The organism is Clostridium sp. TJA020, from assembly GCF_058310295.1.
On the sequence record NZ_JBZEFC010000003.1, the window covers coordinates 59,785 to 72,290 of the forward strand.

General features: G+C 27.4%; 11 protein-coding genes and 1 pseudogene. 1 reads left to right on the forward strand and 11 read right to left on the reverse strand.

Annotated features, from left to right (window positions below; all coding sequences use genetic code 11):
- Position 1: 1 nt before the first annotated feature.
- The 10 genes and pseudogenes from AC4FQ1_RS06255 to AC4FQ1_RS06300 all read right to left on the reverse strand — a co-directional run.
- A pseudogene (locus AC4FQ1_RS06255) lies at positions 2-580 on the reverse strand (V-type ATP synthase subunit A); the annotation flags it as partial.
- An 18-nt stretch (positions 581-598) separates the two neighbouring features.
- Entirely contained in the window at positions 599-910 is a 312-nt protein-coding gene (locus AC4FQ1_RS06260) for a V-type ATP synthase subunit F (protein ID WP_491147748.1), read from the reverse strand.
- The gene (locus AC4FQ1_RS06265) at positions 903-1,904 is read right to left on the reverse strand and encodes a V-type ATP synthase subunit C (protein ID WP_491169249.1); all 1,002 of its coding nucleotides are present in this window, start codon (positions 1,902-1,904) and stop codon (positions 903-905) included. The genes AC4FQ1_RS06260 and AC4FQ1_RS06265 overlap by 8 nt, the downstream gene beginning before the upstream one ends.
- A 16-nt stretch (positions 1,905-1,920) precedes the next feature.
- A complete protein-coding gene (locus AC4FQ1_RS06270) occupies positions 1,921-2,517 on the reverse strand; it encodes a V-type ATP synthase subunit E (RefSeq protein WP_491169250.1) in 597 nt (198 codons plus the stop codon).
- A gap of 18 nt (positions 2,518-2,535) precedes the next feature.
- The gene (locus AC4FQ1_RS06275; RefSeq protein ID WP_491147754.1) at positions 2,536-3,012 is read right to left on the reverse strand and encodes a V-type ATP synthase subunit K; all 477 of its coding nucleotides are present in this window, start codon (positions 3,010-3,012) and stop codon (positions 2,536-2,538) included.
- A 25-nt stretch (positions 3,013-3,037) separates the two neighbouring features.
- Positions 3,038-4,987: a V-type ATP synthase subunit I gene (locus tag AC4FQ1_RS06280; protein WP_491169251.1), complete on the reverse strand. Its 1,950-nt coding sequence runs from the start codon at positions 4,985-4,987 to the stop codon at positions 3,038-3,040.
- A complete protein-coding gene (locus tag AC4FQ1_RS06285) occupies positions 4,974-5,300 on the reverse strand; it encodes a hypothetical protein (RefSeq protein WP_303130134.1) in 327 nt (108 codons plus the stop codon). Before AC4FQ1_RS06285 ends, AC4FQ1_RS06280 begins: the two co-directional genes overlap by 14 nt.
- 220 nt (positions 5,301-5,520) lie before the next feature.
- Positions 5,521-7,182 (reverse strand): B12-binding domain-containing radical SAM protein, encoded by a 1,662-nt coding sequence (locus tag AC4FQ1_RS06290; RefSeq protein ID WP_491169252.1) that lies wholly within the window; start codon positions 7,180-7,182, stop codon positions 5,521-5,523.
- A 21-nt stretch (positions 7,183-7,203) separates the two neighbouring features.
- A complete protein-coding gene (locus AC4FQ1_RS06295; RefSeq protein ID WP_491169253.1) occupies positions 7,204-7,698 on the reverse strand; it encodes a hypothetical protein in 495 nt (164 codons plus the stop codon).
- 151 nt (positions 7,699-7,849) lie between these two features.
- Positions 7,850-9,133, reverse strand: coding sequence for a PQQ-dependent sugar dehydrogenase family protein (locus AC4FQ1_RS06300; RefSeq protein ID WP_491169254.1), 1,284 nt, complete (start codon positions 9,131-9,133; stop codon positions 7,850-7,852).
- A gap of 150 nt (positions 9,134-9,283) precedes the next feature.
- Here AC4FQ1_RS06300 and spoVB point away from each other — a divergent pair, with 150 nt between their 5' ends.
- Entirely contained in the window at positions 9,284-10,777 is a 1,494-nt protein-coding gene (gene spoVB, locus AC4FQ1_RS06305; protein WP_303130130.1) for a stage V sporulation protein B, read from the forward strand.
- 100 nt (positions 10,778-10,877) lie between these two features.
- Here spoVB and AC4FQ1_RS06310 read toward each other — a convergent pair whose 3' ends face one another.
- Complete coding sequence (locus tag AC4FQ1_RS06310) at positions 10,878-12,500, reverse strand: putative polysaccharide biosynthesis protein (protein ID WP_303130129.1); 1,623 nt, start codon at positions 12,498-12,500, stop codon at positions 10,878-10,880.
- Between the last annotated feature and the right edge of the window lie 6 nt (positions 12,501-12,506).

A 12,506-nucleotide genomic window follows, 5' to 3' on the forward strand; every position in this document is an offset into this window, starting at 1 on the left:
TTACTGGCCATTTTTGCATCATCTTAACTTCTTTATCTCCATCTTTAGTTTCAACAATACAAACTACATCTTCAACAGTAAAGTTTCCTGATTTTATATCTTTTACTTTACCTTCTACTCCATAAGGAACCATTATTTTGTGAAGTACTACTGCTGTTTCTTGAACTGTTCCTATAACATCACCAGCTTCGACTTCATCTCCAACTTTAACTATAGGATTAAAATCCCAAGTTTTTTCTCTATCTAATGATTTTACTGAAACCCCTTTTGTTAGGAAGTCTGAACCTGCTGCCTTCATGAAAGCATCAAGAGGTCTTTGAATTCCATCAAACATTGCTTCAATAAGTCCTGGTCCAAGCTCAACGCTTAAAGGTTCTCCAGTTGTTATAACTGGGTCTCCAGGTCCTATTCCTGAAGTTTCTTCATATACCTGTATAGATGCCTTATCGCCTCTCATTTCTATGATTTCACCGATAAGACCTTTTTCTCCAACTTTACATACGTCAAATATATTAGCTTCATCCATACCTTCAGCAACAACTAAAGGTCCTGAAACTTTGATTATTTTTCCGGTCTTCACCTTACAAAACCTACCTTCCTATAAGATATTAACGCCAACAGCTTTTTCTACATTATCGCTAATTCTTTGCATTCCTATATTTAATGATCCTTGATTGCTTGGAATTAATATTACAGCTGGAAGTGTTGCTCTATTGTATCTTTCAATAGTTTCTTCTACTTCTTTTGCAACCTGCTCTGTTACAAAGATAACTGCGTAATCTTGCATAGCTAATCTATCTATAGTTTTTCTTGCTTCATCAGCTTCAACAACTGGAAATACATCAATTCCTAAAGCTTTAAATGCTAAAACTGAATCTTTATCTCCAACTACACCGATCTTCTTATACATAAATATCACGCAGCCTTTCTCTAATTACTTCCCCTGAGATATTATTGAGTTTACCAACCATTATAATTCTAACTACTTTTATTTCTGTTTCTTTTGCATATATATAAGCTAATACTGGTTCAACTCCAAAAGGAATGAACTTAGCTTCTTTCATCATATTCATAATGTAGTTATCAATTAATTTTTCTAAAAGACTTGCTGAACCAGTCTTTGTATAATCTTCAATTCCTAATTTTATAAGTTCACTATAATCAGTGAAAGATAATTTGTTTGATATGTTTTCTGGTGCATCATTTAAAAAGCTTACTATTGTTTCTTTATCAATTGCCCCACCATTAATTATAACTTCTTGTAAAAAGTCCCTATTTTTATTTTGCTTCTTAACTCTTAATAAAGTTTTTATGTTAGTTAAATCTATTAAAGCTTTAACATATTTATCAATAAACATATCATTTAATTCTTTAGCAATATCCTTCATTTCAGTGAACATAGCATTATCTAAAATAATGTCAATTTCCTGTGGATCTTTGTTAGCTTCAAAAGCTTCTTTAGCTTTTTCTATAGCTTCTCTCATAACCTTTGGCAAATCACCTAAGTTATTATTATTTATACTTTGTTTTAATGTATGAATATCAATTTTACCAACTGATATTAACATTTCACTGAAATCTTTTTGAAGGAATATACCTTTTAAAAGAACTTTTATATTATGATAGTCATACTTTATACTCATTAAGTCTATTAAAGCTTTTGATGGTGATGCATCATACATAAGCTCATATACTCTTTTAAGCTCTTTTGATAGTATTATTTCATAATCTTCAGCTCTTTTAACACCTGTCATAACATTGGCATACTCAGATTCTTGAAGCACCTTGAGTGCTTCATTTGCAGAATCTCCATCAATCATTCTATCGATTTTAGCTTTATCAAGGAGTCTTGTTTCTAATACTCTAAGTCTTGGTATAACTTGAGTAAATTCCATTGAATTCATTCTGTTTCCTCCTTAATTAAAATAATACTTGAGCTACTTCGAATTCTAAATCATCTCTTGATGAATTTACTAAATCTTCGAAAGTATTATTTATTTCTATGCCATCCTTTTCTAAGATAAATCCACCTCTAAAAGTTCTTACTTCATCACTGATTGTAAGTTCTCCTTTTTTTCCTTTTTCTTTTAATTCACTATTTATTGTATTAAGTAGTGAATTATCTACAACTGATTTACCTTTTTCGTTTAATATAATATTTTCATCCCCAGTAATATCTGAGTTAATTATCATATTTTTAATGAAGTTTTTTAAATCTTCATCTGACATTGAACATAATTCATTTATACTCTTTTCAAAAACTGAATCTATAACTTCCTGTTTAGCTTTTAGTTTTTCATTTCTTGCTTTAAGCTCTGCACTTGAAACTATTCTTTCTTGTCTTGTTTTAGCTTCAATCTTTGCTTTTTCTAGCATAGAAGCTTCTTCCATTTTAGCTGCTGCTTCTTTTTTAGCAATTATTTTTGCTTTTTCTTCATTCGCAGCATTAAGAATACTTTCCTTTCTCTCTTCCGCATCTTTTAAGATTTTAGAAGTAAGATTTTTTACGTCTGACATAACTTCACTTCCTCAATATTAAAACTTGAATACTAATAAGATTGATACAACGAATCCTAATAATGCATATGTTTCAACCATGGCAGCAAATATGATACCTTTAGTTGTTTGTTCTGGTTTTTTAGCTAATATTTGAACACCAGCTGCTGCTGTTTTACCTTGAGCAATACCTGAGAATAATCCTGCTATAGCAATTGGTAAACATGCAAATAATAAGTATAATCCATTTTGGAATGACATATCTGGTGTAATCTTTAAGAAAACTAATAATCCAATAACGAATCCGTATAAACCTTGTGTACCTGGTAATAATTGAAGTACTAATGCTTTACCAAACTTTTCTGGTTGTTCTGTCATTAATGAAGCTGCTGATTCCCCAACTAGTCCAACCCCTTTAGCTGAACCTATTCCTGATAATCCGACTGCTAATGCAACACCTATTGCTGCAAATACAAATCCTCCATTTTGTGTAAAAAATTCTATCCAAGTATTCATTTTAAATTCCTCCTGTTTACTAACATTAAATCTCTTTTTTTATTTTTATATATTTATCTAGTGTCTTAAATGGTTTAAATGGCTTTCCGCCACCTTCATAGAATTTTGAAAAGTACTCAACGTACTCTAATCTACATGTGTGAACGTAAGCTCCTAATAATGATAATCCAAAGTTGAATATTTGACCTAAGATAAATACTAATGGTCCAAATATAAAGAATGCTACTCCTGGGAACATACTTATAATAAGATTAATTGCTCCAGCTATAGATCCTCCAGCTAATCCTAAGGCCATTAATCTTGTATATGAAACTAAGTCTCCTATGTAGCCTGTTATTCCATATAAAGCATATAAACCTTCTCCTAGCTTACCTCCAACTGATTCCATGTGTCTTCCTTGTGTTAATACAATAAGTACCATACCAATTATCATACACCACATACCAATTGTTTTTACAAGTGGATTTCCTGCAAATGCACCGTATCCAAATACTCCAATTGATACTAATGTTATAACCCATGATCCTACATCACAGAAAGCATCAAATGGTCTTCCATTTCTTATTAATACATAAGCTTTTATTCCAAGTCCAAAGAAGATTTGAATTACCCCAAAAACTACTGACATAATAAGTATTGTTGTAACATCTTTGTTAGTGTCTATAAGAGCTGGTAATTTTATCAAATCACCAAAGACCGCTCCATATATAAGTCCAAAGATTATTGTTGGAAAACTTAAATAGAAGAAGAACTTAGCAAATTGCTTTTGCCCATCATCTAATTTAAATGCCTTAAGTGCTATTATTGATCCTACAAGTAGTAATACTCCATACCCAACGTCTGCAACCATCATTCCAAAGAATAATAAGAAGAACGGCGCTAAAAGTGGTGTTGGATCTATTTCATCATATCTTGGTAAACTATACATTTCTGTTATACTTTCAAACGATTTATTTAAATCATTATTTTGTAATCTTATTGGAACTTCTTCTATTTCTTCTTCCTTTACATCTTCAAATGCAAGGTAATAATCTTCTCCAAGCGTATCTTTTATTACTTTCTCAAAGTCATTATTATCTGAAGTAGCAATCCATCCTTGTATTAAGCTTACCTTTTCAGTTCTTAAGAAATTATTCTTAACTGTTTTTCTTGAATAAACATTTGAGAAGTATTCAAATGCTAATTCTAATGTTTCAACTTCTTCTTCAAGAGTTTCTAATTCTTCTTTTATAAAAAACTTTTCTGATTCTATTTTTTCAATTCTATCCATGCTTTGGTGGATAACTCTTATTGGAGTTTCATTTTGTTCAGTCTTAAATGAACTAAATCCAAGACCTCTTAAAATTTCCTCAACATCTTCTTCATTATCTTTATAAGCTAAACATAAGAAGAAAATGTCATCGTTAGTTTTTGATATTATTTCTAAGTAATAATCTTCTAAACTTGATTTTAGTTCTTCTTCATATTGCTTAGAAACGCTTCCTAAGAAGTATGGTGTCTTCATACTCTTTAAATCTTCAAAGGATACATCTAGTCCTTCTAATGGTTTTAGAGAGTCTATGACGCCTTCAAGTTTTGTCTTCTCGTTTTCTAGATTTGCAAGGTGAACTTCTTTTTCTTTAAGCATTGAATAAATATCAATCCAATTACTTTTATTAACTACTTCTTCAAGTTCTGTTAATGTTAAAGTTCTTTTTCCTTCACGCATTGCTTTTAATCCTGATTTTTGAGGTACATAAGCCCTTAAAAATTCTAGGGCAAATCTAGCTTTTGATAAGTCTTCTTCACATTTTGCAAATTCTGAATCAACTTCGTCTTTTAATAATCCTTCTAAAGCTTCTTTGCCTTGGATGTATTCATCATTTTGAAGGTTTATGAATTCTACCTCCCTAAAGCCTTGTAGCTTCTTTAAAAGATTATCTTTTTGTGATTCAAAGCTAAGCAAAGTGAATTTGTTCATCTTAACTATTGCCATGAATCTTCACAATCCTCTCAATCACTAATTTTACAGCATTATTTTTTTTATCTTCTTTAATGTCATAGATATCTTTGGCTTCTTGCTTTCCCTTGTTTAATATAGGTTCAGCTTGTTTATTGCCTGCTTCAACAGCATCATTCATTATACTATTGCACTTGTTCTTAGCCCCTTCTAAAACTCTATTGTAACTTTCAGTAGCTTCTATGGTAGCTTTTTGAACGATATCCTTTGCTTCGGCGTTTGCAGACTTTATCAATGCTTCCGCTTCTGCTTCTACTCTCTTAATCTCTTTAATTGCTTCTAATGCCAAAATCTCACCACCTTTGCACTTAAATGTGTAATAATATATGAATTAATACTTTATATAGTATTAATTACTTTTTATTCATATTTTTAATTATACACTTTTTACGGATAATTTCAATAAATTTATTGATATTTGTCCATATAAATATTAATTACATGTTAATTTTATAAACTCTAATTTAATATGTATACATTTTCTACATTTTTTGTTAACTATACATTAATTAATTGTTTAATATAATAAAATTTTTATCATTATCTAAAAGTGCGTAAACTTCTGACTCTAATATTTTATCCTCTTCTATAAATTTAATTATATCTATATAAAATTTTTCTACACTATAATCTCTAAATGAATATTCTTCTCTTAATTCATCCTTTATTTTTCTTTCTTCTTCTTTAGTTATATTGCTTTTAATGTAATCTGGTATACCTCTTCTCTTATTATGCAATAAATAATCGTATCTTATTATTTCTCTTAAAATGAAATTATTTTCCTTTAATACTTCTTCATTAAAATCTAAAAATAACTTATAGTATTCATTACTTCCTATGCTTCTATTAAAGTAACCCTTTTTATCATAAAACATAGCTAATTCATGAAACAATTCAAAAGGTTCTTTAAATTTAGGATAAAAATAATTTAATATATTATTGAATTTTTGGCTATTGTAATACTTATCAACCATATGCTCAACTTTCTTTAAATCTATAAGTTCAAAATAACTTATTTTGTTTGTACTTAATATTTCGTACGGAGGATATGGTGAATATTTCATATTATACTTATCACTTTCTTCTCTCATAGAAGATCCTTTTAACAGTTTTAAAAATCCTAATTGTATTTCTTCTGGATGTATTGAATGAACATCATTAAATGATTTTCTAAATGAATCATAATCTTCTCCTGGAAGTCCTGCAATAAGATCAAGATGTTGTTTAATGTTTCTTATTGAAAGTAACTCTACAACCTTTTCTTTAATATCGGAAAAATTAACAAATCTATTTATATTAGATAAAACTTCATCATTTGTTGTTTGTACACCAACTTCAAATTGAAATCTTCCCTCTGGTGCTTCCCTTAATAATTCAATTTCTTCATTTTTTAAAATATCTGCTGATATTTCAAAGTGGAATTGAGTTTCTGTATTGCTCTCTATCAAAAACTTCCATATAGCCATTGAAAATTTATGATTACAATTAAATGTTCTATCTACAAATTTAACTAATTTAACTTTCTTCTCTATAAAATAATTTAGTTCTTCTATAACTCTATCAATTTTATGAAATCTTACTCCATGTATGGTAGATGATAAACAGTATTTGCAATTAAAAGGACATCCTCTTGATGCTTCATAATATACAATTTTATTATTTAAATCTTCATCATCTTCATAAGGAAATACTAATTCATCCATAGACATAAGTGGTCTACTACCATTGAAATTAACTTTTCCATTCTTTTTATAAAATAAACCTCTTATTGATTCAATATCTTTTATACCAAGCTTATATTCTACAAATTCTCTAAAGGTTTTTTCGCCTTCTCCTTCTATTATATAGTCACCAGAAATTTCTTCTAGTATTACCATGCTATCATATGATACTTCTGGTCCACCATATAATATCTCTATATTAGAATCAACTTGTTTTATAAGGTCTGAAATCCTTTTTACCATTTCAACATTCCATATGTATGTTGAAAAACATACTACATTTGGCTTTTCTTTTATAATTTCTTCTAATACTCTCTCTTCTCTATCATTTATAGAAAATTCTCTTATTTTACATTCTGCATCCATATCTTTAGTAAATGCCTTTAAGTATCTAACAGCTAGATTACTATGAATGAATTTTGAATTTATAGCTGTAAGTAATATTTTCATAAAATTCTTCCTCTCTAAAGTTTAAATTTTTGCTCCCTTAATAAAGTATACATCCTCCCAAACTTTAGTTTCTTGTATTTTAAAAGTTTTTTCAAGTATACTTTTTGTTTCTTCATAATTTGATGAAGAAAAAATATTATTGTTTTTTATATTATATTCATCAATATTTCCATTTGGTAATAAAACTCTTAGCTTACTATCTACAAGCTCACCTACATTTTTATTTATATCCCATATATATATTTCTCCATGTTCTTTTAATAATTCTGATACTTCATTTATTAATGATTCTTTTTTATTTAATGTCCATAGAGAACTTAAATTAAAGAAAAATGTACATGCATCATACTTTTTATTTTTTATAACATTTACATCATCACATTCACTATCTAATGCTAATTCATCTTTTGCATCAACAGACAAGCTACATACTATACCAGAGTTTTCACAAGATACATCCAAAATATCCCCTTCAATTTTTATATCTTCAAGATTTAAAATTATAGTTTTTTTCATAAAAACCCCCCTCTACCCATAACTTATCTATATATTATCATTTATTTAACTCTATATCAAAGATAAAAATAAATATAAATATTTATTTAATTGTAAACATACAATATTAAAATTTTGTATATAAATAAAAGGTAGTTAACAAAACTGTTAACTACTTTTTATTTGAAAAATTATTCTTTTTGAATCTAATTACTGAATAACCTAAAATAAATATCATTGTTATTAAAATCATTACTATAACAATTTTAGGTATATTTCCATCTATAATTGAATTACCTTTATAAATTCTATAAATATATCCATTTTTACTATCTAATAAAAAGCACGAATCATCAACTATTATTAAATCATTAATATCACTTTTATTATCTAATTTAATAATTTTTCTTAATCCATTTTTTTTAGTTAATCCATATAAAACTTTTTGTTTTTTATCATACAATATAATGTCATCTTTATTAAGTATTACTCCATTTTTATCTATGGCCAATTCTTTTAATGAATTTATATCGTTATACTCATAATAAGGAGTTTGTCCACGTTTTTCAGGTGGATCCTTTATTAATTCTCTTATTTTTTCTGAATCTGTAAATCTCGGTGAAGATATTGGATTTCCACCACTAAAATCTGGCCATCCATACCATAGTCCATTTTTAATATTATATATATAATCTGAATCTCTAATTACAGGTCTCTCACCTTTGTTTTCAATTCCACCTACTATACCATAAATTTCACCCTTACTATTAATATCATAAGCTTCTACGTTTCTTATTCCAGATGCAAATAATTTTGTTGATAATGTTTTTAAATTAACTTCTATTATAGATGCATTTCCTATTTCTTCTCCTAATATAACTTCATTATTTTTTGTAACTTCACCATAATTTTTAAAAGCTCCTGTTTTTATTTTCCCATAATTTATACCATTTAAAAGTAAATTTAAAGGTGATATATCTTTAACTCCATTATTTTCTGCTATTCCAGAATTTGTAGCAGCTCCAATTGATATTAATAAACTATCTTCTTTTATTAATAAATTCCTATCTATATTTTCGCCTTCATATAGAAGGTTATTTTTAAGTATCTTTTTATTTCCTTCTTTATCTATAGAAATTAAGTTTTCTTTTGATAATATATATATTATCCCATCCTTATAAATTAAATCATCAATATTAAAAGTAAAATCTTTAATTACTCTTTTTACTTTATTTTGATTATCCACTTTTACTATTTCATCATCATAAGCTATATATAATTCATTTTTTTCACCATTTGTAATAGCAACAGCTTCTTCAAAGCCTTTAATAAATAAATCTATTTTTATATCTTCCATTAAAATATCCATAGTATGCTTATTAGAATACTTGTATATCCCTAGTGCTAAAGTAACTATAATTACTGAACTTATAAAGAACTTTAAAAACCTAAGCACAATTAACCCCCACCCCTCTTTACCTTATTAAATTTATATTTTATATAACATATATAATATTCCTATTATTTAAATACTTTAAATAAAATATTTAATATGTTAGGTGCATATATTTAATATTATTTAGCTTATATAAAGGGGGATTTGCTTTTGGAGAAAGATAATTTTTTTAAGAACTCTTTTTTATTAACAACATCAAATATAACGACAGGTCTATTGGGATTTGCCTTCTCTATATATTTATCAAAAATATTAGGAGCAGAAGGAATTGGTCTTTATAATATAATAATGCCAGTATACAATTTATTTATATGTCTTATGACTGCTGGAGTAGTAGCAGCTCTTTCTAAGGTTTCTGCAGTTTACTACGAAAAATCCCAAACTAATAACTTGACTAAAACTATAAATACAGTTGCTGTATTTAATATTGTATGGTCTTTATTGATAGGAATAGTAGTATTTTTATTAGCTCCTTACATAGGTAAATATGGTATAAATGACCCTAGAACAATAAATGCTATTAGGGTAACTTGTCCTGCTATGGTTTTTATTTCTTTAAGTAATATTTTAAAAGGATATTTTTTAGGAGTTTCTAAAATTATTGTGCCAGCAATTGTTGATATTTTTGAAAAAGCTATGAGGATTGTTACAATAACTTTATTAGTATATTCATTTGCTTCTAATAACTTATCAACTTTAGTTACATTAGCTTATGTATCATTAGCTATTGGAGAACTTCAAAGTTTAATTTTACTATTTATATATTATAGAAGATGTGTGTCTAAGCTTCCAAAACCTAGATTTAAAGCTGATGGAAGAGCACAACTTCTTTTTAATGTATTAGTTATTTCTATACCATTATGCTTAAATGGTTTTTTAAATAATATATTTGCTACAATGTCAACTTTATTAGTTCCAAGAAGGCTTATGGCAGCTGGTTTTTCTTACCCTGAAGCATTAGCTTTAATTGGAAAATATACAGGTATGGCAGTTACTTTAATAGGTATACCACTTATCGTAGTAGGCTCTATTAATACATTACTTATTCCAGACTTATCTCAAACATTAAGTAAGGGAAACACATACGAAGCTTCATTAAGAATAAAAAAAGTTATGAAAATAGCATTTTTATTAGGTTTATCTACTACCGTAATTTGCTCACTTGTTCCTTATGAGCTTGGTAATTTATTTTATGGAAGGAACGATCTTGGTTCTTATATATTTATAGCATCATTATCAGCACCAATATTTTTCACGTCCTCTACTATGTTTGGAATTTTAAATGGATTAAATAAACAAGGAATAATAGTTAGAAATTCTCTAATAATAGCAGTACTTGAACTTATATGTTTATTTATATTTACTTCTATTCCTCAAATTAATGTTTATGGTTATAGCTTAAATCTTTTTATAACATCAGTTGTTTCACTAGCAATAAACTTATATGAGGTAAGAAAGGAAATTAATATAAATTTATCAATAACAAATATAATTATTTTTGTGTTACTATCAATATTAACATTTTTAGTTTTAAACATATTTATAAAAAATGTATTACATCCACTTAGTTCAATTGAAACATTATTTATTGTAGCTATTACATTTATAATTTTTATATATTACTCTAAATTTGGAGAATATTAATTATAGATAATTGTATTAAAATACTATTATAAAAATTTAATTTCAAATATAAAAGGCTATGTATAATAAATTTTTATTAATTATACATAGCCTTTTTAAATTATCTTATTTTCTTTCTTATAAATCTTGGAAGAATTCTATATATTCTAGGTGATACAGCTTCTATATCTAGCTTTCTAATTCCACCTAGTACAATCATTACATAAAAATACACAAATCCTCCAATTCCAACTAAGATTATAGTATAAATTAGAGTATATATAAATACAATTATTCTTCCATTTCCAATAAAGCTACCTAAAACTTCTATAGGTTGTTTTAATATAAATATTACTATAGCCATACAAACTGATGCCATTATAGGTTTTATACAATTTCTAATCATAGATATCCTAGTTCTTATAGCTTTTCCTATTATTCTACGATTAATTATGACTGGCAGTAAATAACATAAGAAGTTACCAATTAATACACCCATAATATTTACTTCTTTTATTCCAACGAAAATATAGTTTGCTAAAATTTTAAATATAATTCCAATAGTAAATGAAACTATCATTGGATAAAATCTACTAATACCTTGAAGTATAACACCTTCTACTTGAGCAATAGCCATAAATATAAGTATTATTGAACCTAACCTCATAAGATATGCTCCTTGAGAGCTTCCATATAATATTGTGTATATGTCATCACTTAAAATCGCAAGTCCAAACGCTGCAGGTATTGTTATTGCGAATGTTATTCTGAAAGCAAAATTTGTACTTTTTTTTATTTGCTTTCTATCTCTTAATGCATAAGCTTTAGATACAGCCGGTAATATAATAGTTGTAAGTGCTGTTACTATTATAAGTGGTACACCAAGAAGCGTTTTATACTGATAATATAATCCATATAAAGTATCAGATTGATTTACCGTGAAGCCTGCACTTAAAAGCCTTAAATTAACATTTGCCATATCAACTAAACCACCAAAGTTTTGTATTCCCGCACTCAAAGTTATTGGTAATCCATATCTAACCAATTTCCTTACTATAGTTTTAGTTGTAATTTTCTTTCCATGTAAATTTTCTGTAAGAATATCTTCTTCAAATTTTTTCTTATCATAAACATAAATAAGATAAAATATTGCAATTAAAGCTCCAACTGAAGTACCTATAGTTCCTCCAGCAGCCCCCATTGGTTCACTTATATGTATAAAAAGAAATGCAAATAATAAACTTACTACAACATTTAATATTTGTTCTAAAACTTGAGAAATAGCAATACCTGACATTTCATCTTTTCCTTGAAAATATCCTCTATAAGCAGATAAAACAGCAGTTAATACTATACTTGGTGCTAAAAACATTATTGCAAATTTTGCATTACTAATCTTTATTAAATTAGTAAGTGGACCTGCTATAATTATTACTAAAATGGACAGAACTAATCCTACTATCCCATAAACTTTTCTAGATACCTTAAGTGCTTTTATAGCATCTTTCTCATTTCCTAAAGCTCTTATCTCAGCTACTATCTTTGCTACAGCTGGCTGACATCCCATGCTTGTAAGTGCATAAACAAACATAAACACTTCATAACTTCTAGAATATATCCCAACTCCATTTGTTCCTATAATTCTAGTAAGAAGTGGCACATAAAATGCTGATAAAACTTTAGCTATAATTCCAGCAAGAGATAGTATCATAAATCCTTTAGTAGATGATGACTTTTCCCTCATTTTAAA